The 23,514-nt window shown below is 58.9% G+C and carries 20 protein-coding genes; 15 read left to right on the top strand and 5 right to left on the bottom strand.

Annotated elements, in window-relative coordinates; genetic code table 11:
• Positions 1-132 precede the first annotated feature (132 nt).
• From aroQ to HP15_RS16020, 11 genes are all read left to right on the top strand, one after another.
• Positions 133-573: a type II 3-dehydroquinate dehydratase gene (aroQ, locus tag HP15_RS15970; RefSeq protein WP_041645657.1), complete on the top strand. Its 441-nt coding sequence runs from the start codon at positions 133-135 to the stop codon at positions 571-573.
• A 27-nt stretch (positions 574-600) separates the two neighbouring features.
• On the top strand, positions 601-1,068 hold the full coding sequence (accB, locus tag HP15_RS15975) for an acetyl-CoA carboxylase biotin carboxyl carrier protein (protein WP_008170940.1): 468 nt from the start codon (positions 601-603) through the stop codon (positions 1,066-1,068).
• An 18-nt stretch (positions 1,069-1,086) separates the two neighbouring features.
• The gene (accC, locus tag HP15_RS15980; protein ID WP_014578428.1) at positions 1,087-2,433 is read left to right on the top strand and encodes an acetyl-CoA carboxylase biotin carboxylase subunit; all 1,347 of its coding nucleotides are present in this window, start codon (positions 1,087-1,089) and stop codon (positions 2,431-2,433) included.
• Between the two features lie 2 nt (positions 2,434-2,435).
• Positions 2,436-3,332, top strand: coding sequence for a 50S ribosomal protein L11 methyltransferase (prmA, locus tag HP15_RS15985; protein WP_014578429.1), 897 nt, complete (start codon positions 2,436-2,438; stop codon positions 3,330-3,332).
• Positions 3,333-3,393: 61 nt separating this feature from the next.
• Positions 3,394-4,650 carry a DUF3426 domain-containing protein gene (locus tag HP15_RS15990; RefSeq protein WP_014578430.1) on the top strand — a complete coding sequence of 419 codons (1,257 nt, stop codon included), beginning with the start codon at positions 3,394-3,396 and terminating at the stop codon, positions 4,648-4,650.
• 224 nt (positions 4,651-4,874) lie between these two features.
• Complete coding sequence (gene dusB / locus HP15_RS15995) at positions 4,875-5,873, top strand: tRNA dihydrouridine synthase DusB (RefSeq protein ID WP_014578431.1); 999 nt, start codon at positions 4,875-4,877, stop codon at positions 5,871-5,873.
• Entirely contained in the window at positions 5,870-6,187 is a 318-nt protein-coding gene (fis, locus tag HP15_RS16000) for a DNA-binding transcriptional regulator Fis (protein WP_014578432.1), read from the top strand. Before dusB ends, fis begins: the two co-directional genes overlap by 4 nt.
• A gap of 84 nt (positions 6,188-6,271) precedes the next feature.
• Positions 6,272-7,852, top strand: coding sequence for a bifunctional phosphoribosylaminoimidazolecarboxamide formyltransferase/IMP cyclohydrolase (gene purH / locus HP15_RS16005; protein ID WP_014578433.1), 1,581 nt, complete (start codon positions 6,272-6,274; stop codon positions 7,850-7,852).
• A 12-nt stretch (positions 7,853-7,864) separates the two neighbouring features.
• Positions 7,865-9,151: a phosphoribosylamine--glycine ligase gene (purD, locus tag HP15_RS16010; RefSeq protein ID WP_014578434.1), complete on the top strand. Its 1,287-nt coding sequence runs from the start codon at positions 7,865-7,867 to the stop codon at positions 9,149-9,151.
• 115 nt (positions 9,152-9,266) lie between these two features.
• The gene (locus tag HP15_RS16015) at positions 9,267-10,205 is read left to right on the top strand and encodes an alpha/beta fold hydrolase (protein ID WP_014578435.1); all 939 of its coding nucleotides are present in this window, start codon (positions 9,267-9,269) and stop codon (positions 10,203-10,205) included.
• 108 nt (positions 10,206-10,313) lie between these two features.
• Complete coding sequence (locus tag HP15_RS16020; protein ID WP_014578437.1) at positions 10,314-11,888, top strand: cation:proton antiporter family protein; 1,575 nt, start codon at positions 10,314-10,316, stop codon at positions 11,886-11,888.
• Between the two features lie 25 nt (positions 11,889-11,913).
• On the opposite strand, the gene senA is transcribed toward HP15_RS16020, so the two are convergent.
• The 3 genes from senA to HP15_RS16035 all read right to left on the bottom strand — a co-directional run bounded on the left by senA (position 11,914) and on the right by HP15_RS16035 (position 16,921).
• Entirely contained in the window at positions 11,914-13,281 is a 1,368-nt protein-coding gene (gene senA / locus HP15_RS16025) for a selenoneine synthase SenA (protein ID WP_169702177.1), read from the bottom strand.
• Positions 13,282-13,350: 69 nt separating this feature from the next.
• Positions 13,351-15,165, bottom strand: a complete 1,815-nt coding sequence (locus tag HP15_RS16030; RefSeq protein ID WP_081449876.1) for an SLC13 family permease — start codon at positions 15,163-15,165, stop codon at positions 13,351-13,353.
• 163 nt (positions 15,166-15,328) lie between these two features.
• The gene (locus HP15_RS16035) at positions 15,329-16,921 is read right to left on the bottom strand and encodes an isocitrate lyase (protein WP_014578440.1); all 1,593 of its coding nucleotides are present in this window, start codon (positions 16,919-16,921) and stop codon (positions 15,329-15,331) included.
• Between the two features lie 278 nt (positions 16,922-17,199).
• Between HP15_RS16035 and HP15_RS16040 the strand changes: the two genes are divergently transcribed.
• From HP15_RS16040 to HP15_RS16050, 3 genes are read left to right on the top strand one after another with little or no spacing between them, the layout of a single operon-like run.
• A complete protein-coding gene (locus HP15_RS16040) occupies positions 17,200-18,693 on the top strand; it encodes a DUF1538 domain-containing protein (protein ID WP_041645658.1) in 1,494 nt (497 codons plus the stop codon).
• On the top strand, positions 18,690-19,040 hold the full coding sequence (locus HP15_RS16045; protein WP_014578443.1) for a hypothetical protein: 351 nt from the start codon (positions 18,690-18,692) through the stop codon (positions 19,038-19,040). Before HP15_RS16040 ends, HP15_RS16045 begins: the two co-directional genes overlap by 4 nt.
• A 13-nt stretch (positions 19,041-19,053) precedes the next feature.
• A complete protein-coding gene (locus HP15_RS16050) occupies positions 19,054-19,443 on the top strand; it encodes a CBS domain-containing protein (RefSeq protein ID WP_014578444.1) in 390 nt (129 codons plus the stop codon).
• Between the two features lie 7 nt (positions 19,444-19,450).
• On the opposite strand, the gene HP15_RS16055 is transcribed toward HP15_RS16050, so the two are convergent.
• The gene (locus HP15_RS16055) at positions 19,451-21,397 is read right to left on the bottom strand and encodes a CASTOR/POLLUX-related putative ion channel (RefSeq protein WP_014578445.1); all 1,947 of its coding nucleotides are present in this window, start codon (positions 21,395-21,397) and stop codon (positions 19,451-19,453) included.
• 71 nt (positions 21,398-21,468) lie between these two features.
• Positions 21,469-23,220, bottom strand: a complete 1,752-nt coding sequence (dauA, locus tag HP15_RS16060; RefSeq protein WP_041645661.1) for a C4-dicarboxylic acid transporter DauA — start codon at positions 23,218-23,220, stop codon at positions 21,469-21,471.
• Positions 23,221-23,332: 112 nt separating this feature from the next.
• Between dauA and HP15_RS16065 the strand changes: the two genes are divergently transcribed.
• Positions 23,333-23,512, top strand: coding sequence for a hypothetical protein (locus HP15_RS16065; RefSeq protein ID WP_008173301.1), 180 nt, complete (start codon positions 23,333-23,335; stop codon positions 23,510-23,512).
• Positions 23,513-23,514 lie beyond the last annotated feature (2 nt).

The following is a 23,514-nucleotide window of genomic DNA, read 5'->3' on the forward strand; positions in this document are numbered from 1 at the left end:
CTTTTTACGACCAATGGACAACAGGAACGATTGTCAAAAAGTGTTGATCTGAACAAAACAAGCACGCACCATTGGGGGAACATGCCGTTAAAATCGGCGATCCTGTAAAAAGACATCAAGGCAGACAGAACCATGTCGACAATTCTCGTGCTCCACGGACCCAACCTCAACATGCTCGGTACCCGCGAGCCGGAGGTCTATGGTTACGAGACACTGGCGGACATCGACGACCGGTTGCGCTCACTGGCGGCAGAGCAGGGGCATCATCTGCTGCACCTGCAATCAAATGCCGAATACGAACTGATTGAGCGGGTTCACGAGGCCCGGGCGGAAGGCGTGGACTTCATCATCATAAACCCCGCCGCCTTCACCCATACCAGCGTTGCCCTGCGCGACGCCATGCTGGCCTCGGGAATTCCATTTATAGAAGTGCATCTTTCGAACGTGCATGCCCGGGAACCGTTCCGGCATCACTCCTATTTCTCGGATATCGCCGAAGGCGTTATCTGTGGGCTGGGTAGCCAGGGGTACGACCTCGCACTCCAGGCAGCCCTGAAACGCATTCACCGATAGACCTGACAAAACGGGACTGGACTGACTATGGATATTCGTAAAATCAAGAAACTGATCGAGCTGCTCGAGGAATCTGACGTCGAGGAGCTGGAGATTCACGAGGCCGACGATTCGGTACGCATCTCCCGCCGGCGTGAACCGGCTGCCGGCACCCAGTACGTGAGCCACTACCCTGCGCCAGCGCCTGCCCAGCAGCCAGCTCCGGCGCCGGCAGCGTCCGCTCCGGCTTCGGAAGAGTCCTCTGCGCCAGCGGCCCCGGCCGGACACAGCGTGAAGTCTCCCATGGTAGGCACTTTCTATCGCTCACCCTCGCCCACCGCCAAGGCGTTTGTGGAAGTTGGCCAGACCGTCAATGTGGGTGATGTCATCTGCATCGTGGAAGCCATGAAGATGATGAACCAGATTGAGGCCGACAAGAGCGGCACCATCCAGGACATCCTGGTCGAGAATGGCCAGCCGGTTGAGTTTGACCAGCCCCTGGTCGTCATTTCCTGAACGCGGTGATAGCTACTCATGGCCATGTTAGAAAAAGTTCTGATCGCAAACCGGGGTGAAATTGCCCTCCGGATTCTGCGCGCCTGCAAGGAGCTGGGCATCAAGACCGTGGCAGTGCATTCCCAGGTCGATCGCGACCTGATGCACGTACGTCTTGCCGACGAGTCTGTCTGTATTGGCCCTAACAGCGCGACCGACAGCTACCTGAACATCCCTACCATCATCAGCGCCGCCGAGGTAACCGATTCCGTGGGTATTCACCCCGGCTACGGCTTCCTTGCCGAGAACGCCGATTTTGCCGAACAGGTGGAAAAGAGCGGATTTCGCTTTATCGGTCCCAAGGCCGAAACCATCCGGCTGATGGGCAACAAGGTGTCCGCCATCAACGCGATGATCAAGGCCGGCGTTCCGACCGTGCCGGGCTCCGATGGCCCGCTGGACGACGATGAGGAGCGGACCCTGAGGATTGCCAAGGAAATCGGCTACCCCGTCATGATCAAGGCGGCTTCCGGCGGCGGCGGCCGCGGGATGCAGGTGGTCCATTCTGAAGCGGCCCTGCTCAAGGGTGTCCAGATCACCCAGAGCGAGGCCAAGAATGCCTTCGGCGACCCGACGGTTTACCTCGAGAAGTTCCTGGAAGCCCCGCGCCACGTGGAAGTGCAGGTACTTGCCGACATGCACGGCAACTGCATTCACCTGGGCGATCGCGACTGCTCCATGCAGCGCCGGAACCAGAAGGTGATAGAGGAAGCACCGGCTCCGAACATCAATCCGGAATCCCGGGAACGCACCCTGAAAGCCTGTACCGATGCCTGTAAGGAAATCGGTTATGTGGGCGCCGGTACGTTCGAGTTCCTGTATCAGGACGGCGAGTTCTATTTCATCGAAATGAACACCCGTGTCCAGGTAGAGCATCCGGTCTCCGAGATGGTCACCGGTGTTGATATCGTCCGCGAACAGCTCCGGATTGCCAGCGGCCTGCCGCTGCAATACACCCAGGACGACATCCGGATTTCCGGCCACGCCATGGAGTGCCGGATCAACGCCGAGGATCCGAAAACCTTTATCCCCAGCCCCGGCAAGGTTAAACACTTCCATGCCCCGGGCGGTAATGGTGTGCGGGTGGATTCTCACCTGTACAGCGGTTACACGGTTCCCCCCTACTACGATTCCCTGGTGGCCAAACTGATCACCTGGGGCGACGACAGGGACATTGCCCGGCGCCGGATGAAGAACGCGCTGGACGAACTGGTGGTCGAGGGCATCAAGACCAATCAACCGCTGCATCGGAAACTGGTACGCGATGGTGGCTTTAAACAGGTAGACTTCACCATCCACTACCTTGAGAAACTGATGCGGGATTAATCATGCCCTGGATACAACTCCAGATCCCGGCTGATCCGGACAACGCGGATCAGCTGGAGGATCTGCTCATGGAGATGGGCTCTGACGCCGTCTCCATGGAAGATGCCGCCGACCAGCCCCTCTATGAGCCGGATCCCGGCACCACACCTTTATGGAGCCAGACAACGGTGACCGGGCTGTTCGATTCCGGCCGGGATATTGAGCAGCTCTGCGCCGATATCCGGGATGCCTGGCACCAGCAAACCCAGCAGGCCCTTCCGGAGATCGACGTCACTCTGGTTGAGGACAAGGATTGGGAACGGGCCTGGATGGACGATTTCCAGCCCCTGAAATTCGGCGAGCGGCTCTGGATCGTCCCGAGCTGGCATGACGCACCTGACCCGGATGCGGCGAATCTGATGCTGGACCCCGGTCTGGCCTTCGGTACCGGCACCCATCCAACGACCGCCCTCTGCCTCGAATGGCTTGATGGCCAGGATCCCCGTGGCAAGCAGGTGATCGATTACGGCTGTGGCTCCGGCATTCTCGGCCTTGCGGCCCTGCTCCTTGGCGCAGACCATGTGATTGGTGTTGATACCGATCCGCAGGCCCTCGAAGCCAGCCGGGAAAACGCCCGCCGCAACGGTGTCGAAGACAGCAAGCTGGACCTGTTCCTGCCAGACAACGAACCCGATACCAAAGCCGACATCATGCTTGCCAACATCCTGGCCCAGCCCCTGATCGGCCTTGCGCCCCACCTTGCATCGCGGACCAGGCCCGGCGGCGATCTGGTGCTGTCCGGCATCCTGTCTAACCAGGCCCGGGAAGTAATGGCCGCCTATGAGCCATGGTTCGTCATGGACGAGCCCGAGCAACGGGAAGAGTGGATACGCCTCACAGGACGGCGCCACGACAGATGACGAAACCGGTCTTAACGACTAAACTCCGAAACTCGTAGCCTAGTCGCTTTCAGGAAGAAGCATGACCCAGAGCAGCCTGCAGACACAGTGCCCCAATTGCCAGACCCGGTTCCGGGTAACCGAAGAACAGCTTGGCATTGCCAAGGGCAAAGTGCGCTGCGGGAACTGCATGAAGGTGTTCAATGCCATTGAGCACCAGGTTATCCCGGGCGGTGGCGAGAAACCACGACCCCCCGCCACCCCGGCACAACCCGCAGGTGCATCATCGCCTGCCGGCTCTACCTCCGGCTCCGGCGTTAGCGAGGAGGATTTTGTCTTCGCCGATAACCCGGAAGAAGATGCGGCGGAAGGGCCTTACGCCGGCACCAAGCTGACCTTCTCCGATGACGAGTTAAGCGATAGTTTCCGCAGCTTTGATGAGCGCGACGAAACAGATTACAAAGACGCTGACACCGACAGCCCCGATGAGCAAGTCGATGAGAGCTGGGCCGAAGCCATTCTTCAGGATGACGAGCCAGCATCCCGAAAACCTTCTGCCCCCCAGCGCCCCGAGCCTGCCCCCGAACCGGAACCTGAAGACACCTCTCCCGAACCGGAGCCGAGGCCAGAGCCTCGCCCTGAGCTGAGCCTCGAGGAAGAACCGGTATTTGAGCAGACCGGAACACCCTCTTCCGCGGCGACCGGGCCGGCCAAAGATTCCGATCCGTTCGATGACTTTGTGGACGAATCCGGTTTCGATTTTGATGAGCCGGAGCGACCGGCCGACGCGTTCCATGCCGACCCGCCCTTCCGGGATCTACGCCGGGAGCCGGTTGCTGTCGATTCCGGTGGAAGTGGCGTCCGCACGATCGTGTGGAGCGTGATTGTACTGGGCCTGATCGGTGTTCTGATCGCCCAGGTAACCTGGTTCCAGTTCGATCGACTGTCGGCCATCCCCGAGCTGCGCCCCTTCTATGAGAAAGGCTGTGAACTGGCCGGCTGCGAACTCAAACCGCTGATCAATGTGGAAGCCATCCAGAGCCGGAAACTGGTGGTGCGGACCGATCCGGATAATCGCTCGCAACTGGTGGTCGATGCCGTGATCATTAACCGGGCCGACTTCGAGCAACCCTTTCCCGCCATTGCCATCACCTTTTCCAACCTGAATGGCGATGTGGTGGCACAGAGTCTGTTCACGCCCGAGGAGTACCTGGCCGGCGAAGGTCGGGAGCTGGACGCCATGCCCACGGATACTCCCGTTCGCATTGCCATCAACATTCGGGATCCGGGCCGTGACGCGGTGAATTACAACATCCTCTTCCGCCCCCACGCACCCTGATGCCGTAAGCAAGTATTCACTCGACAGCCATTCCAGACGGCCATCGTACAGAACAAAAGTCAACCAGAAAGGGCGAAAAATAATCAGTTTTTTCACCGCCCAGCCCCTTCAATCATGGTCCACCCGGCGGTATCATTACCGCCCTTCGGATGCTGGATCGGTTACTTATTGAACAACCGCTCAGCCCGACCTTTGCTTAACCCGCTGTGACACGGACTCAGATCATGCTGCCAACGGCAAAAATCGGGCCGTACACTTTGCCCAACCCCTTGATTGTTGCGCCCATGGCTGGCGTGACAGACCGCCCTTTCCGTCTTTTGTGCCGGAGGTTGGGCGCGGGTCTGGCGGTGTCGGAGATGGTCATAGCGGACAGCAAACTCTGGCATACGCGCAAATCACAGACCCGCCTGAACCATGAAGGCGAGCCTGAGCCCCGCTCGGTGCAGATTGCCGGCGGCGATCCGCAAATGCTGGCCGATGCCGCCCGTCAGAATGCGGAATTCGGCGCCCAGATCATCGACATTAATATGGGCTGCCCGGCCAAGAAGGTCTGTAACAAGGCCGCCGGTTCCGCCCTGATGAAAGATGAAGCCCTGGTTCGCGACATTCTGGAGTCGGTGGTTCAGGCGGTTGATGTCCCAGTCACCCTCAAGATGCGAACCGGATGGGACCGGGACAACCGCAATGCACTGGTTATTGCCCGAATGGCGGAGGATGCCGGCATTCAGGCAGTGGCCATTCACGGTCGGACCCGTGCGGACAAATACGAGGGCAATGCCGAGTACGACACCATCGCCGATGTGAAATCCCGCATCAGCATTCCGGTGTTTGCCAACGGGGATGTTACATCGCCTGAAAAAGCCCGGGACGTCCTTCGCCATACCGGCGCCGACGGCCTGCTGATTGGCCGCGCTGCCCAGGGCAGCCCCTGGATTTTCCGGGAAATCCGGCATTTCCTGGAAACCGGTAGCCACATGGCCGCACCGGAGCTTGATGAGGTCGAGGAAATTCTGACCGAGCATCTCCAGGCGTTGCATGCTTTCTATGGTGAGACCATGGGCGTGCGTATTGCCAGAAAACACGTGGGCTGGTACCTGCAGTCCCACGATCCGGGTAAACAGTTCCGCAAACGCTTCAACGCGATCGACGATGCGCTGGAGCAGAGAGACACGATTCAACGGTATTTTGCAGGCTTACGAAATGGAGAGGTATTCGCAGCATGAGCGCTGAGACTTTGGCAAACGACAACCTGAGCACCCCGGCCAACGATGATATCCATCAGTTGCAGACGGTGAACAACAGCGGCAACACCGTCACCCTGCGCGACAGCGTTGAGGTTGCCCTGAAAAACTACTTCGCCCAACTGGACGGCGCTCCGGTGACCGAGGTCTACCAGCTGGTGCTTTCCGAAGTGGAAGCTCCGTTGCTTGAACAGGTGATGAAATACACCCGCAACAACCAGACCAAGGCCTCCACCATGCTGGGCCTGAACCGCGGGACCCTGCGCAAGAAGCTGAAGCAGTACGGTCTGCTATAATCCAGACACCCTGATTTGAAGAGGGCCTCCCGGACACCATTCGCGAGGCCCTTATTCGTTCATCTCCAGCGAAGAAAGTGACCCATGGCAAACCAGGCTAACACCTCCGTCCGTCGCGCCCTGATCAGCGTGAGTGATAAAACCGGCATCGTCGATTTCGGCCGTGCCCTGACCGAACGCGGCGTCGAGCTGCTCTCCACCGGTGGCACCTACCGTCTCCTGAAAGAAAACAGCATCCCGGTAACCGAAGTCTCCGACTACACCGGCTTTCCCGAGATGATGGATGGCCGGGTAAAAACCCTGCACCCGAAGATCCATGGCGGGATTCTCGGGCGCCGGGGCACTGACGATGCGGTGATGTCCGAGCATGGCATTAGCCCTATCGATATGGTTGTGGTCAATCTCTACCCCTTCGAGGAGACCGTGGCAAAGCCGGACTGTGATCTGGCGACCGCCATCGAGAACATTGATATCGGTGGTCCGACCATGGTTCGCGCTGCTGCCAAGAACCACAACGACGTCGCCATTGTGGTCAACGCCAGTGATTACAGCCGGGTCCTGAAAGAACTGGAGGCCAATGATGGCCAACTGAGCTACAGCACCCGGTTCGATCTGGCCGTAAAAGCGTTTGAGCACACCGCTGGCTACGATGGCGCCATCGCCAACTATCTGGGCGGCCGCACGCCGGATAACGACAACGCTGATTTCCCGCGCACCTTCAACGCCCAGTACGTGAAGGTCCAGGACATGCGTTATGGCGAAAACCCGCATCAGCGCGCCGCATTCTACGCCGAGCGCAACCCCAAGGAAGCCTGCGTGGCCACGGCCAAACAGCTTCAGGGCAAGGAGCTCAGCTACAACAACGTGGCCGATACCGATGCCGCCCTGGAATGCGTGAAGCCTTTCGCGGATCCGGCCTGCGTGATCGTCAAACATGCCAATCCCTGTGGTGTGGCGATCGGCGCCGATATCCGTCAGGCCTACGACCTGGCGTTCGCCACGGACCCCACATCGGCTTTTGGTGGCATCATCGCTTTCAACCGTGAGCTGGATGCGGAAACTGCCAAAGCCATCATTGATCGCCAGTTTGTGGAAGTGATCATCGCGCCTACCGTTGCTCCGGAAGCAGTGGAACTGGTAGCCGCCAAGAAGAACGTGCGTCTGCTTGCGTGCGGCGAGTTTGACGGCGACCGTGCCCGCTCCATGGATTACAAGCGTGTGACCGGTGGTCTGCTCGTTCAGGACCGGGACCTGGGCATGGTGGCCATGGAGGACGTCAAGGTGGTCACCGAGCGCCAGCCCTCCGAGCAGGAACTCAACGACCTGTTGTTTGCCTGGGAAGTGGCCAAATACGTCAAATCCAACGCCATTGTCTACGCCAAGGCGGGCCGCACCATCGGCGTCGGCGCTGGCCAGATGAGCCGTGTTTACAGCGCGAAGATTGCCGGTATCAAGGCCGCCGACGAGGGCCTGGAAGTGAAAGGATCGGTCATGGCGTCCGATGCCTTCTTCCCGTTCCGCGACGGCATTGACGCTGCGGCGGCGGCTGGTATCACCGCTGTCATCCAGCCTGGTGGCTCCATGCGCGATCAGGAAGTGATTGATGCGGCCAACGAACACGGCATCGCGATGGTCTTCACCGGCATGCGCCACTTCCGGCACTGAGGGGTTATCACCATGAATATTCTCGTTATTGGCTCCGGCGGCCGCGAACACGCCCTGGCCTGGAAAGCCGCGCAATCCCCCAAGGCAGACCGTGTTTTTGTGGCGCCTGGCAATGCCGGCACGGCACGGGAAACCGGCCTGGAAAATGTCGACATCGACGTGATGGACCTGGACGGCCTCGCCAACTTCGCCGCCACCAACCACGTTGGGCTTACCATCGTCGGCCCGGAAGCTCCGCTGGTTGCAGGCATAGTCGACAAATTTGAGCAGCGTGGCCTGAGGGTTTTCGGCCCGAGTGCCGGCGCTGCCCAGCTTGAGGGCTCCAAGGCTTTCACCAAGGATTTTCTGGCGCGCCACAAAATCCCGACAGCCGGCTACGGCAACTTCACTGATGTGGACGAAGCCCTGGCCTATGTTCGCCAGCAGGGCGCTCCAATCGTCGTCAAAGCCGATGGCCTGGCTGCCGGCAAAGGCGTGATCGTTGCGATGACCCTGGAAGAAGCCGAAGATGCAATCCGCGACATGCTGGCCGGGAACGCGTTTGGTGATGCCGGCAGCCGTGTCGTCATCGAAGAGTTTCTGGAAGGCGAAGAAGCCAGCTTTATCGTGATGGTGGACGGCGAGAACGTTCTGGCCATGGCCACCTCCCAGGATCACAAACGCGTGGGCGACGGCGACACCGGTCTCAATACCGGTGGCATGGGCGCCTACTCGCCGGCCCCGGTGGTGACCGCAGATGTTCATCAGCGCATCATGGATGAAGTAATCTATCCGACCGTGCGCGGCATGGCGGCCGAGGGCCATCCCTACAAGGGTTTCCTCTACGCCGGCCTGATGATTGACAACAGCGGCACGCCCAAAGTGATCGAGTTCAACTGCCGTTTTGGCGACCCGGAAACGCAACCGATCATGCTGCGGATGAAGTCGGACCTTGTAGAACTCTGCGACGCGGCCATCGACGGCAAGCTCGACCAGTGCGATTCCGAATGGGATGACCGAGCTTCCGTCGGTATCGTGCTGGCTGCCGGTGGTTACCCGGGCAGCTATAACAAGGGCGACGCCATTTCCGGCCTGCCGGACACCGAGACCGAAGGCGAGAAAGTGTTTCACGCCGGCACCCGTCTCAACGGTGACCAGGTGGTTACCAACGGCGGTCGGGTGCTCTGCGCCACGGCGCTTGGCAATACCGTTACCGAAGCCCAGAAACGGGCCTACGAGCTGGCCTCCAGGATCCAGTGGGATGGCGCGTTCTACCGCAAGGACATCGCTTTCCGTGCCATTGCCCGGGAGCAGTCCTGACGCCTGGCCTGAACCAGTCCTCGAAAACGCAGCCCGGTCATTGACCGGGCTTTTTTATGGAGTAATGTAAACGCCTCGCAACGGATGCCGATGAGCCGCCCGACAGGAGCCCCAGATGCAACGCTCTCTATCACTGAACCTTGTTTTCATTCTGACTGCCTCACTGCTTCTGAGCGCCTGCTCACGCCAGGGCATTTACGAGACAGCCATCGGGCTTGAGCGGTCCTCCGCCGGCCTGGAAGCGGATACCGTGATGGTTGATGACCTCGAGATCGCCTATCTGAGAAATCATCAGGCGGTTGATGGCGACACCATCGTGATGATCCATGGCTTCGGGGCCAACAAGGACAACTGGACCCGCCTGGCCGGCCACCTGACCGACGACTTCAACGTCTACGCGATCGATTTGCCGGGGCATGGCGAGAGTAGCAAACCGCTGGACATCGGCTACCGCCTGGAAGACCAGGCCGGCTACGTTGCCCGGATTATGGAGACGCTGTCGGTCGGAAACGCCCACATCATGGGCAACTCCATGGGTGGAGCAATTACCGCTCTGTACGCGGCCAGTTACCCGGAAAGAGTCAAGTCAGCGGTATTGTTCGATCCGGCCGGCATTCTGGAATACGAGAGCGAACTGGTAGATCTGGTGATGGATGGCGACAATCCCCTGATCCCGAAGCAGCCTGGTGATTTTGAACGACTCATGGATTTTGCGCTGGAGAAAAAGCCTTTCGTGCCCTGGCCGATCATGGGTGTGATGGAGGAGCGCGCCATCGCCAACCGGGACGTCAACGAAGTCATTTTTGCAGCCATTCGTGATGCCGGCTTCGAGTCGGGCTTTCGCAATGCCATTACCCGTATCCAGGCCCCGGTTCTGATCATCTGGGGTAAGGAAGACCGGGTGATCAACTACAAGAACGGCGAGGTGTTCGCCGCAGCAATCCCGGATGCCAGGCTGGAACTGATGGAGGGCATCGGCCACGCTCCAATGGTGGAGGCCCCTGAAGAATCCGCAGAGCTGTTCCGGGCGTTCCTCGACCAACGGGTCAGGTGAGCCTCAACCAAGAGATACGGCAGCATTCCACCTTCAGCGACTACAAGGGCACAGCAAAACAGGGTAGCCTAGCAACCATTGTGCTTTCGACGTCTGAACTGATATCCCATGCCTGAAGCGATCTGGATTACCTTTGCCTTCGGCCTTGGCCTGCTGGTCAAGCTCGTTGGCCTCCCCCCTCTTGTTGGCTATCTGGCTGCCGGCTTCGTGCTAAGTGGCATTGCCGAGGCGACCGGCGTCGTGATTGAGGCGACCGACGTTCTCCAGCACATCGCGCACCTTGGCGTACTCCTCCTGCTGTTCACCGTGGGGCTCAAGCTGAAGCTCCGATCCATCGTCAGTCCGGAAGTGATTGGCGGCAGCCTTCTGCACTTTGGCATCACCTGCGCGGTATTTACCCCCGGTGTCTACCTGCTGATGGACCTCGATTGGTCGACCGCGCTGATGCTGGCCATCGCCTTGTCATTCTCGAGCACGGTGCTGGCCGCCAAGGTTCTTGAATCCAAACGGGAACTGCGGGCGTTCCATGGCCGGGTCGCCATCGGCATCCTGATCATGCAGGATCTGATCGCCCTGGTTGTCATGAGCCTGGCCGCTGGTAAAACGCCCTCCGAATGGGCCCTGATTGTATTCGGACTTCCCCTGCTTCGCCCGCTGCTGTTCCGGTTGCTCGATGCCAGCGGCCACGACGAACTGCTGGTGCTCCTGGGACTGCTTCTGGCACTCGTTGTCGGCGGGCTTGGCTTTGAGGCCGTCGGCCTCAGCTCGGAGCTCGGAGCCCTGGTTTTCGGTGCCATGCTGGCCAATCACCCCCGGTCGCAGGAACTCTCCAAGTCGCTCTGGAGCGTCAAGGAAGTGTTCCTGGTGGGTTTCTTCCTACAGATTGGCATTGGCGGTCTGCCCGACGGGGATGCGCTCATTTTCGCAATCATTGCGGGGCTGGTGCTGCCACTGAAAGGCATCCTGTTCTTCTTCCTGCTGCTGGCCTTCCGTTTACGGGCCCGCAGCGGCTTCCTGAGCGCCCTGGCACTGACCAACTACAGCGAATTCGGCCTGATTGTGGCAAGCGTTGCCTTGCCGGAGTGGTTGGTACCTCTGGCAATTTCGGTGTCTCTGTCGTTCCTGGTTTCTGCCCCGATCAACCGGTTTGCGCACGGCCTTTATGAACGTTACTCCCAAGATCTCAGCCGCTTTGAAGGCAGCAAACATCATCCCGATGAACAACCGATTTCCCTCGGGGATACCCGCGTCCTGATCATGGGCATGGGGCGGACAGGGACCGCAGCCTACGACTGGCTCTGCGAGGATCAGCCCAAACTGATGGGGCTGGATTCCGACCCTGCGAAAGCCAGTCAACACCAGAAAGAAGGTCGCAACGTGGTTTTTGCTGATGCCGAGGATGCGTCCTTCTGGAACGGGTTGCACATGCCTGCAGTGCAGTCGGTGATCCTGGCAATGGGTGACATAGAAGGCAAACTGATCGCCGCCCGAATGCTGCGCAAACTGGGTTTCAAGGGTTTTATCGTGGCCCACACCATGTATGAAGATGAGGCGAAACAGATCCGGGAAGCCGGGGCCGATGAAGCCTACCTGACCATGAGTGAAACCGGCGTGGCCCTTGCCAGTCATCTGATCGATAAAAAGCCCGCCAAACCATCCCTGGTTGTCGGCAAATCTGATTAACTGTATCGGCGATTACAGTCGACGTTCAGGGCTTTTCGAGCGCGCAGGTTCGAAAACCAGTGTATACGTCGTTCCGAAGCGGGAGATAGGCCTGCCGATAGGTACCCCGGATAAGGCAGGATGACGTTGCACAACTGCCCCCCTTGGTGACTTTGTGATCACCGAACTGCAGGGTGGACATGAAAGGGTACATATCCACTTTGAAACCGTCGTAGGGCAGGAACTGATCGCCGGTCCACTCCCAGACCGTGCCAGTCATCTGCCGGCAGCCGAACGGACTGTCACCCGCAGGAAAGTCGAACACCGGGTTCTGCGCCATGGCGCGCCCGTTGAGATCCGCCAGCTGTTCGGTCGGCGCCGAGTTGCCCCAGGGAAAACGCCGGAATGGCTCGCCCGGGCGATTGCCCAGAGCCGCCACTTCCCACTCGTATTCCGTTGGCAGCCGACGCCCTGCCCAACGGCACCAGGCCTCCGCCTCCCAGAATGTCACGTGAGTGACCGGTGCATCCGGATTGAGCGACTGCCAGCGATCGAACACCCGCTCCTGCCACTGCTCATCATGCCAGCGCCAGTAAAGCGGGTGACGGGGCGTCCGTAAAAGAGGCTCGTCACTGCCGTGAACCAGGGCAACATCGGTTTCGGTCTGGAGCCATTTCCGCCCGCCAAAAGACCAGAGCTCTGGCCGCCGGTAGCCACCGTCTTCCACAAACTCCATAAATTCCCGGTTGCTGACCAGGCATTTTGAAATTGCGAACGATTCCAGCTTCACGGTAAACCATGGCTTTTCATTGTCGAAGGCAAAATCGTCACTGGCGTACTGCCCGGACTCACCCGGCATCCCGATCAGCCACTCTCCTGCCGGAACATAGGCGTCTCCCTGATGCGAGTCACCTGGCGCCGGTCGGTACAAATCAGTACCCGGCGGAGCCGGGTAGCCAACGGTCTGACGGCACCAGATCATCGATTCGATGTGCATGTTCTGGTGGTAGATTGCGTAGCGGTAGAGGTAACGGGCCTGGTCGGTTAACGGTTGCTTCTCGATCCGCTCGGCCACGCGGTCATAGATGAGATTGAAGTAGTCGAGGGTTTTCTGCCGCCCGGGAAACAACTCCCGGTTCCATCGATCCCGGTGTTCGATGTGGAACGAATCCCACAGGTCGTCCATGGCAGGATCATGGCTCGGTGTGCCATCCAGCAGGTTGAAGACGAAGACTTCGTAAAAGAAGGCCGCATGCCCCATTTCCCAGAGCGGTGGATTGACGCCCGGATGGTAGGGAACGTCCAGCGCGGTCTCGGGAAGAGAACACACGAGAGTCTCGGTTCGCTTCCTTGTCCATTCAAGCTGCTCCAGCAATTCCGACTTTGCCAGATCGATTTGCTCAATCACTGTCATCGTGCCAGTCACCCATCAAAACAGATGAGCAACAGCATAACAGAGAGTACAGAGACCGGTTAAACGGCGTCACGCCCAGACCGCCAGAATGACCGGCACAGCTACCACGGTCACGAGGAGAGACAGCGGCAGCCCCAGCCGCCAGTAGTCCCCAAAGCGATAACCTCCGGGCTCCATAACCAGAGCATTGGATTGATGCCCTACCGGGGTCAGAAAGGCGCAGGAGGCGCCAACCGCCACCGCCATCAACATGGCATCGGCGGCAATGCCAAGCTGCCCGGAAAGACTCAAGGCAATCGGCGCAACCAGGATGGCCGCTGCCGCGTTGTTCACAACGTTCGACAGCAGCATTGTGCCCGTGAGGACAATGGTAACAACCACCCAGGCATCCCCTCCAGAGCCCAGCATCAGCATCCAGGACGCGATCAATTCTGCCCCACCGGTAGTCTCGAGGGCCTGCCCGACAGGAATCATGGCGGCCAGCAGAACGATAACGGGCCAGTCAATCGCCCGGTAGGCTTCCTGGTTGCTGAGAACCTTGCTGAGAACCATGACCACGGCGCAGGCGACCAGCGCGACGGGGGGCGATAACCAGCCAACCACAATCAATGCTATGGCGGCGATAAAAAGGCCGCCAGCCAGAAGGGAGTTGCGCTCCCTGCCAAACCGGAGACCCCGCTCGGCCAGGGGCAGGCAGCCGAGCCCCTGAAGCGTGACACGCAAGGTTTCCTCCTCGCCCTGGACCAGAAGGATGTCGCCAGCCTGAAAACGAATATCACCGAGGCGTCGCTGCAACCGTTGCCCCTGACGCGCAATCGCAACGATGTTGAGACCGTTCTGCTCGCGAAGATTGAGCCTGTTGGCGGTTTTTCCGATCAGCCCCGATTCCGGCGTGATGACCGCTTCGATCAAACGCACGTCGCCTTCGGACAGGGACTTTTCGCCCGGCTTTCCCGATTCTGTTTCGTCCTGATCGGACGCCTCGGAAGAGGCTTCCTCCACACTCGCCAACTCGAGCCCGGTGCTGTCCAGAAAGTCCTGCAAGGCATCGGTATCCGCTTCCACCAGGAGCAGATCGTCGCCGCGCAGGACGGAGAACGTAGAGGGAGCCAGCGACCGCTTGTCATCCCGGATAAGCGCCAGAACCACGACGTCCTTCTCGGCATCCGCGCGCGTCAGAAGCCCATGAAGGGTCGCCCCAATGTGGGAGGAATCCTCCGGCACCCGAAGCTCGGTAACATAGTCGCCCACACTGAACAGCTTGCCACCGTCGTCGGGTTTACCCCGTCGCGGCGTCAGCCGCCACCCGACCAGCGTGATAAAGCAAATGCCTGCCAACGTAATAGCAAGGCCCACCGGTGCGAAGTCAAACATGCCGAAAGAACCAGCTTCCCGATAACTGGCAATGATGATGTTCGGAGGCGTGCCAATCAGTGTCATGGTTCCCCCGAGCAGGGAACCAAATGCCAGGGGCATCAGCAGCAGCGAGGGCGACCGCCCGGCTTCCCTGGACATCCAGACCGCCACCGGCATCAACAATGCGAGTGCACCAACGTTGTTGATAAACCCCGAGCAAAGGGCCACCACTGAAGTCAGCATCAGCACCTGCAGCGTGGGCCGGTGCCCGACCTTTCCAAGCAGCCTGGCCAGGCGGTCAACCACACCGCCGTTGACCAGCCCCTGGCTGATCACCAGAACCGCCGCCACCGTGACAACCGCCGGATGACTAAAGCCGTCGAACAGTTGATCCACAGGCACGATCCCGGCAATCGAGACAGCAAGAAGCGCGATCAGGGCGACCAGATCGAACCGGATTCGGTTCCAGACGAACAGCACCAGGGCGATACCCAGTATCGAAAAAACAATGGCCTGATCCGTGTTCAACACCTTCCCTCCGGTTGGCACCGAGCTTGTTTCTCTTCAGGTTACAGTATCGAACACATCACGAGCGATACACCAAATATCCTCGCCTCAACGAAAAAACCCCGCCGAGGCGGGGTTTTTGTGGCTTCCGGATTACTCCAGAAGAGACAACTGAACTGTTCTATTAACCGAACTGGTTCATGGTGTTGTCTTTACCACCGGCCTTCAGGGCCGCTTCACCAGCGAAGAACTCCTTGTGGTCGTCACCGATGTTGGAACCAGCCATGTCCTGGTGCTTAACGGTAGCGATACCCTGACGGATTTCCTTGCGCTGTACACCAGCCACGTAGGCCAGCATGCCTTCGTCACCGAAGTAACCCTTGGCCAGGTTGTCGGTAGACAGGGCCGCGGTGTGGTAAGTCGGCAGCGTGATCAGGTGGTGGAAGATACCCGCTTCGCGTGAACCGTCACGCTGGAAGTTACGGCACCACTCGTCGGCCAGCTGACCCAGCTCGGTGTTGTCGTACTCTTCGCTCATCAGCTTGGCGCGGTCGTAGGCAGAAACGTCCTTGCCTTCTTCCTTCCATGCGTCGAATACCTGCTGACGGAAGTTCAGAGTCCAGTTGAAGGACGGGCTGTTGTTGTAAACCAGCTTGGCGTCGGGAACCACTTCCTTGATGCGGTTAACCATGGCTGCAATCTGGCCAACGTGCGGCTTCTCGGTTTCGATCCACAGCAGGTCAGCACCGTTCTGCAGGCTGGTGATGCAATCCAGAACCACACGGTCTTCGCCAGTGCCCGGCTTGAACTGGAACAGGCCAGACGCCAGACGCTTCGGACGAACCAGCTGACCGTTCTGCTTGATCACAACGTCGCCGTTGTTGATGTCTTCTGCCTTCTCGATCACTTCACCGTCGATGAAGCTGTTGTACTGGTCGCCCAGATCGCCCGGCTCGTTGGTCACGGCGATTTTCTGAGTCAGGCCAGCGCCCAGGGAGTCAGTACGGGCAACGATAACACCGTCGTCCACACCCAGCTCCAGGAACGCCAGACGAACGGCGTTGATCTTGGACAGGAAGTCGGCGTGGGGAACAGTTACCTTGCCGTCCTGGTGACCACACTGCTTCTCGTCAGATACCTGGTTCTCGATCTGGATGCAGCAGGCACCGGCTTCAATCATCTGCTTGGCCAGCAGGTAAGTCGCTTCGGCGTTACCGAAACCAGCGTCGATGTCAGCGATGATCGGAACAACGTGAGTTTCGTGGTTGTCGATCTGCTTGATCAGCTCTTCAGCCTTGGCGTTGTCGCCGGCATTCTCGGCTTCTTCCAGGGCACGGAACAGGTGGTTCAGTTCCCAGGCATCCGCCTGACGCAGGAAGGTGTAGAGCTCTTCGATCAGGCCAGATACGGCAGTCTTCTCGTGCATGGACTGGTCAGGCAGCGGACCGAACTCGGAACGCAGTGCAGCAACCATCCAGCCGGACAGGTACAGGTAACGACGCTTGGTGGTGCCGAAGTGCTTCTTGATGGACAGCATCTTCTGCTGACCGATGAAGCCGTGCCAGCAGCCCAGGGACTGGGTGTACTGGGAAGTGTCCTTGTCGTAGTTCGCCATGTCTTCGCGCATGATCTTGGCGGTGTACTTGGCGATGTCCAGACCAGTCTTGAACTTGTTCTGGGCGCGCATGCGAGCGGCGTGCTTCGGGTTGATGGCGTTCCAGGTCGGGTGCTGCTTCAACAGGGAAGCGATCTGGTCAACGTCTTGTGCGTAGGGCATGGTCTCAATCCTTTCTACGTTGGTTTTCTAAGTCGATGCGGAGAAGCGTACAGCCACTTCCGAAGCCAACAACCTGCTCACTTTTTGAGCGAAGCGCTGACGTTGATGGTTACTTTAGTGGTTTCAAATTTATAATTGAAATTTATATGATCTATTTTCGGCATTTTCCTGGTGAATGGTAAGAGCCCCTTATTCTTGAGTTGGATCAACATCGGAAAAGTGGCTATTGTTACTGTTACCAGTGAGCAAGCATCACCCGACCCCATCAGGCGCAAACAGTGTTCTACCTGCGAGCTTTCAGCCACTCCCTTGTGCATGCCCTGAAGAACCTGTTTCCTATCATCGCCGTCGTTGTCTTCTTCCAGCTTGTTATTCTCCGGCAAATGCCGGACAACACGTTTGCGATGGCAGCGGGTCTGCTGATCGTGGCTGTCGGCGTTGCCTTGTTCCTCCAGGGCCTTGAGCTGAGCATCTTCCCGGTTGGCAAAAGTCTGTCCAATCAGTTTGCCCGCAGGGGCTCTGTGCCGGTTCTGCTCTCGTTCGGCTTCGCAATGGGCTTTTCTGCGGTGGTGGCAGAGCCGGCACTGATTGCCGTGGCCCAGCAGGCGGAGGAAATCAGCGAGGGCAAGATAAAGGCCCTGACACTCAGGATACTGGTGGCCGTTTCCGTTGGCCTCGTCGTTGCCCTGGGCGTGTTCAGAACCATATTTGGTTACCCGCTGCACTGGTTCATGATCATCGGTTACATCGTGGTGGTGATCATTACCTGGTTCGCGCCACCCGAGATTGTTGGTCTTGCCTACGATTCCGGTGGCGTGACCACCAACATTGTCACCGTTCCCCTGATTGCCGCCCTGGGCATTGGTCTCGCGGCTTCCATTCGGGGTCGAAACCCCCTGTTGGACGGCTTCGGACTGGTTGCCCTCGCGGTGATGGTTCCCATGATTACCGTTCAGCTTTACGGGATTTTCGTCTATTCCGGTGTGACAACCGATCCGACCACGGTGCCAACCCTGGTACACAATGGAACCGCCGATCAGACTCCCGTTCTGCTGACGATGCTGCTCGATCTTGCCGGCATGATCCGGGATGTACTTCCGATCATTATCACCATCCTTTTTTTCCAGTACCTGGTGTTGCGCCGGGGGCTGACCAACCCGCGCAAGATCCTGTTCGGGTTTGCGCTGGTGGTGCTCGGTCTCTATGCCTTCGTGGTCGGTCTGAAACTCGGCCTGTTCCCGATCGGCACCAGTATGGCCCGGCAACTGATGAGCATGGAGGGCTTCGTCTTTGTCTATCTCTTCGCCTTCATGATCGGGTTCGCCACCACCATGGCCGAACCCGCGTTGATCGCAATCGGACACCAGGCGGAACAGGCCGCGGCCGGTACCATAAACGGCAATGCCATCAGGATTATTGTGGCGGTCGGGGTCGCTGTCGGGATCACCCTCGGCGTCCACCGGATCATCAGTGGCGACTCCATTCACCATTACATCATTGGCGGCTATATTCTGGTCATCATCCTGACCGCGCTGGCCCCGAGATACATCATCCCACTGGCGTACGATCTTGGCGGGGTTACCACCTCCGAGGTTACCGTACCTCTGGTAACCGCACTGGGTATTGGTCTGGCCAGCAGCATTGAAGGCCGTAACGTGCTGATCGACGGGTTCGGCCTGATTGCCTTCGCCTCCACCTTTCCGATCGTGACGGTGATGGGCTACGCCATCATTGTTGAAATGCTTGCCAAGCAGAGGAAAACAGACTCATGAAATTTTCGGTTCTGGTAGCAATTGTTCCAGAGGATCAGGAACAGGACTGCGTTAATGCCGCGAGGGACCTTGGCGCCGGTGGTATCACGGTGATTCCCGGCCGCGGCATCAGCAACACCGCGAAAAAAACCTTCTTCGGCCTGACCTACGACGGCAGCCAAAGCGTTCTGCTGATGGTGCTGGAGAAGGGCCTCTCGCTCGATATTCTGAAGGTTATCCAGAAGATACTCATGCCCGACCACAACGATTCCAGAGGACTGGTGTTCACACTTCCCCTGGAACACTTGGGCGGGATCGACATGTCCCAGGTCGCAAAATTCGAACAACATCTGAAAGATTCACTGTAACCGGAGAACAGCCATGAAACTGGTCAAAGATGTGATGGTGCGGGATGTAATGACCATCTCTCCGTTTGCCAGCATCCGTGAGGCGCTGTCACAGATGAAACAGCACTCTGTGAAATCGCTGGTGGTGGAGAAAACGAGCGAGCACGATGCCTGGGGTCTGATCACCTATACCAACGTTTTGAAAACGGTTATTGCCGAAGACGGCGACATCGACCTTCTGAACGTTTACGACGCCTGCGCCAAGCCTGTCATCAGCGTTGGCGAGAATCTGAACGTCCGACACGCTGCCAGCCTGATGAGCAAATACCGGGTAAAGCGCCTTCTGGTGCTGGCCGACAATGATCTCAAAGGCTTTGTGGTCATGGACGACATCATGGCGGCCCTGCTCGACAGCATCGACTGACCGGCATTCAGGTCATGCAAAGCACAACCAACCGGTCACCCGGTTGTAACTCAAGGTAGTCCTTGCGGGGAGGGTTCAGCTGCAGGTGGCGCCCGCTTTCATTGGCACGGTGCCGAAATATCCCGAGTGCCAGTTCACCTTCGGCCGCCACCGTTTTTTCCAGCACCTGAAACGTCGCACTGGCGGGCAAAGGGTAATCCGCCGGATCCCGGAACTGGATCTCGGCACCGCCAACGGTGAACAGTTCATCCAGCACGATGCGAAGCTCGCGCCGCAACGCCACCTGCGCCAGAACGTGACTGAGAATCATGGGGCTGATCATCATCTCGCTCTGATGCCCATCCAGCAGGTGCCGGTTGTCGGGGTCGCTCAACTCCATGATCAGTTGAGGCCTCCGGGCAAAATCGGCCAGGATGTCTTCAAGCTGCAGGTAGCCCACCATCGCGCGGGCATCGGCCTCTTCACCAGAAGCCAGCCGGTCACTGCTCAGCAGGATCACGGTATCGTAGCCTGCCGGCCCTATCCGGCGGAGCTCCCCCTCCACCATGTAGTCCGCCTCGATATGCCGACAGGTCAGGCGGCCCGAATTGTCGACATAGCGTGCAATGGCCTGTTCCCGTTCGGCTTTGGGAACCACGGAGACCAGATCCACCTCAAAATGACGGTGGCCATAGCTGAGGAACTCCGCGATCAGGCTGGGCACGCGTCGGTTCCAGCCTAACACCAGAACCCGATGATTCATCTGGTCCACGGGCCGCTCAACCCGTACCGCCTGCCCTCTAACCAAGCTCGGCAAGGGCGCCTTTTTGGGATTCGGCTCGGTCTCGGAGTAATCCCGGGCCATGATGACCACCCGATCAGCCGATGCAATGGGTGAGTCTGAGGGCGCCAGCAACTGGACGTCCCATCCTGAACTGCCCGGCTTCAGCAGCCCCAGCACGATAACTTCGGGCCGGGCGGCCGCCAGCTCGCCCAGCGTCATGCCAGCCAGCGACTCGCCTCCGCGGATATAGATCTCGTTACCCTCACCGGCTGTCAGCAGCTCGTTGAACACTTCCGACAGGCCGGGATGAAGGATGTTCTGCACCATCAGGCGACTGATGGTGGCATCGCCGGCCACGACCTCCACGGCCCCGGGGTAGGCCCGCTCTATCACCGGGAGTTTGCGGACGTCCTGGATCTCGGCCACCACAAACGGCAACGAGGACTGAAAATGCCTTGCCTGCGCGGCTATGGACAGCAGCGCCTTGACCGTCTCCACATCCGACGTAACCAGGCTGCCAGCTTCGTGGGCGGCACTGGGCACGATAACCGCCGCTGCATCCAGGCAAGCCACTCGGTGCAGGGCATCCGGCTGGATTGCGGATCCCGATCGCAGGATGATCTGGCGGGCCCGGCGCCCGATACCAGGCTCGGTGCGCAACTCATGAACCTGGGCTGCAGACGCCTCTTCAGACAACACCACGAGGTTGAGCTTCTGGGCATCGTGCTTTTCCAGAAAACGGCGCACCCGGCCACTGGAGCCCAACAGCTCGGAGAGCAACGGGAGGGTCTGGCTGGTCCAGCCCAGCACCACCACATGATTCTTAAGCGTAACCGGCGTAAGGCCTCTCTCAAGATCCGCCATTTTAGCGATCAACCACCGTGTCAGGATCGCCACCAGAGTGCCCATGAACACCACATAGCCGCTGATAGTCAGCAGGGTCGAGACAAAGCGCTGCCAGGTGCCAACGTCGTCACCCAGGTAACCTGGATCGGTCAACCGAAGAAACGCCCACCAGATTGCCGAGCCCGGATCTTCGAAGTCGCCGCCCTGGGGAACCACAAGCAGGCCACCGATTAACGAGATCAGGCCAATGAAGACTCCGACCACGAGAAGCTGAAATCCCGCGCCTTTGACGAGCTGGCGTTCCAGTATGAATTTGACTCGGTCGATCAGCCGGAAAGGCAGCATGGCAGTCCTCTTGAAGAGAGTATTTTCGTCGCGTCAGGGTAGACCATCCGGAAACGGATGAAATCACGTTTTTATCCGGAAGCCCGATCAGTTTCAGACGCAGGGCAACTGATCAGACGCAAAGCTTCGTCCAGGGAGGAAGTATAGCGGCTAACGCCAGCTATCGGCGCAACCCCGGCACGAGCGAGGGTGCGCAAAGGCTGAAACTGAAGATCGGCAATCACAATCTGGGTACCGTCCCTTTCACAGGTAGCAATAAGCTTGTTCAGGGCGGACAGCCCGCCGGCATCGAGAATCGTCACGCCGTCCATGTACAGAATGAATCCGCGGGCGTTCCGGGCGAGCACTGCCAGCTCCCCGAAAATCCGGTCCGCGGCGGCAAAAAACAGGGGTCCGTTAATCTTGAACACCTGCCAGCCATCGGGCAGCCGGGATTCTGCAATCCGTTTGCTCTGGGTGATATCTGTAACCCGGGTCATCTGGGCCATTTCCCGCATGAACAGGACCGCCGCCAACAGGACGCCGGTGGTGATGGCAATCACCATGTCGAGCAATACCGTCAGTGAAAAGCAGGTGAGAAAAACCAGGATGTCGCTGCGCGGCGCAGTTTTCAGAAGATGCAGGGACTTGGGGGCCTCACTCATATTCCAGGCCACCATCACCAGCAGGGCGGCCATGGCCGGCATGGGAAGATACGCCAGCAGGCCCGCCAGCGAAACCAGCGCCAGCAGAACGACCAGCGAATGCACCATTGCGGAGACCGGCGACTCGGCGCCGGCCCGGTAGTTGGCCGCCGAGCGGGCGATGGCGGCCGTGGCGGTAATGCCGCCGAAAAACGGCGTGATGATGTTGCCAAGGCCCTGCCCCATGAGCTCGCTGTTGGCGCTGTGGCGTTTGCCAGTCATGCCATCAAGCACCACGGCGCACAGGAGGGACTCGATGGCCCCGAGCATGGCGATGGCAAAGGCTGCAGGCAGCAGATCCCGGACCAGCGACCATGACAGCCCGACGGGCTCGCCCGATGCCCCTGCCTGCTGCCACGGCCAGGCGAATTCCGGCAAGAACGGCGGAATACCCGCTCCCTCGGTGCCGTCCGGCAGGAGATAACTGAACCTTGAACCAATGGTATCGATAGCAGCACCCTGGGCATTCAACCAGAGCGCAAGCAGGCTTCCGATCACCACCGCTGGCAGATGCGGGGGCACCGGGGTTTTCAGGCGTGGCCAGAGCAACATGCAGGCAAGGGTGACACCGGCCACCAGGGCACTCATACCATCAAATTCCGGCAGCGCACCGGCCAGCAGGGCCAGCTTGTCCCAATAATGCTCGGGCATATCGCTAACCTGAAGGCCCAGAAAATCCCGGATCTGCAGGGTGGCAATCACCACGGCGATCCCCCCGGTAAATCCCAGGGTAACCGATTCTGGAATGTACTCGATAAAACGACCCAGTCGCATCAGAGCCATCAGAATCAGCAAAACGCCCGACATCAAGGTGGCCAAAAGCAGACCGCCCAGCCCATAGCTCTGGGCGATAGGGTACAGAATGACAACGAAAGCAGCGGTGGGGCCGGAGATGCTGAACCGGCTGCCACCGGTCAATGCGATCACAAACCCGGCAATAATGGCGGTGTAGAGGCCGTACTGGGGTGCAACACCACTGGCGATCGCCAATGCCATGGCCAGGGGTATGGCAATAATGCCCACCGTCAAACCCGCCATCACATCGCGCAGGAAACGGCGGCCCCGGTAGGGCTCATCAATACACGCTTCCCGGAATGCGTGGGCCATCCGGAGAGAAAAAAGGTGGGCACGATGCGGCATGAGTGACTCGTTAATTGCAACTTTTAACGACTAATTATATGCTCATTGTATCTGCATTCAATGTTAATACGGTTAACATAATCGAAAGCCACCCGAGGTAAAGAAGAACTCAATGGAAAACCGCACTGCCCGCCTGACGCTGCTGATCGATCCCGAGAAAAAGGCCGCCTTTGAAGAACTGTGCAAGCAGGAAGATGTGACGCCATCCCAGAAAGTGCGCCAGTTCATTCGGGAATACGTGGAAGAAAGACTGGGATCGGACTGGCGCGAAGACCGTAAAAAGAAATCCTGACG

Origin of the sequence: Marinobacter adhaerens HP15 (genome assembly GCF_000166295.1) — a bacterium.
Classification (GTDB): domain Bacteria; phylum Pseudomonadota; class Gammaproteobacteria; order Pseudomonadales; family Oleiphilaceae; genus Marinobacter; species Marinobacter adhaerens.

Coding starts and splice junctions, on each gene's coding strand:
- aroQ (WP_041645657.1), top strand. CDS start 133: ATGTCGACAATTCTCGTGCTCCACGGACCCAACCTCAACATGCTCGGT.
- accB (WP_008170940.1), top strand. CDS start 601: ATGGATATTCGTAAAATCAAGAAACTGATCGAGCTGCTCGAGGAATCT.
- accC (WP_014578428.1), top strand. CDS start 1,087: ATGGCCATGTTAGAAAAAGTTCTGATCGCAAACCGGGGTGAAATTGCC.
- prmA (WP_014578429.1), top strand. CDS start 2,436: ATGCCCTGGATACAACTCCAGATCCCGGCTGATCCGGACAACGCGGAT.
- HP15_RS15990 (WP_014578430.1), top strand. CDS start 3,394: ATGACCCAGAGCAGCCTGCAGACACAGTGCCCCAATTGCCAGACCCGG.
- dusB (WP_014578431.1), top strand. CDS start 4,875: ATGCTGCCAACGGCAAAAATCGGGCCGTACACTTTGCCCAACCCCTTG.
- fis (WP_014578432.1), top strand. CDS start 5,870: ATGAGCGCTGAGACTTTGGCAAACGACAACCTGAGCACCCCGGCCAAC.
- purH (WP_014578433.1), top strand. CDS start 6,272: ATGGCAAACCAGGCTAACACCTCCGTCCGTCGCGCCCTGATCAGCGTG.
- purD (WP_014578434.1), top strand. CDS start 7,865: ATGAATATTCTCGTTATTGGCTCCGGCGGCCGCGAACACGCCCTGGCC.
- HP15_RS16015 (WP_014578435.1), top strand. CDS start 9,267: ATGCAACGCTCTCTATCACTGAACCTTGTTTTCATTCTGACTGCCTCA.
- HP15_RS16020 (WP_014578437.1), top strand. CDS start 10,314: ATGCCTGAAGCGATCTGGATTACCTTTGCCTTCGGCCTTGGCCTGCTG.
- senA (WP_169702177.1), bottom strand. CDS start 13,281: ATGACAGTGATTGAGCAAATCGATCTGGCAAAGTCGGAATTGCTGGAG.
- HP15_RS16035 (WP_014578440.1), bottom strand. CDS start 16,921: ATGCCCTACGCACAAGACGTTGACCAGATCGCTTCCCTGTTGAAGCAG.
- HP15_RS16045 (WP_014578443.1), top strand. CDS start 18,690: ATGAAATTTTCGGTTCTGGTAGCAATTGTTCCAGAGGATCAGGAACAG.
- HP15_RS16050 (WP_014578444.1), top strand. CDS start 19,054: ATGAAACTGGTCAAAGATGTGATGGTGCGGGATGTAATGACCATCTCT.
- HP15_RS16055 (WP_014578445.1), bottom strand. CDS start 21,397: ATGCTGCCTTTCCGGCTGATCGACCGAGTCAAATTCATACTGGAACGC.
- dauA (WP_041645661.1), bottom strand. CDS start 23,220: ATGCCGCATCGTGCCCACCTTTTTTCTCTCCGGATGGCCCACGCATTC.
- HP15_RS16065 (WP_008173301.1), top strand. CDS start 23,333: ATGGAAAACCGCACTGCCCGCCTGACGCTGCTGATCGATCCCGAGAAA.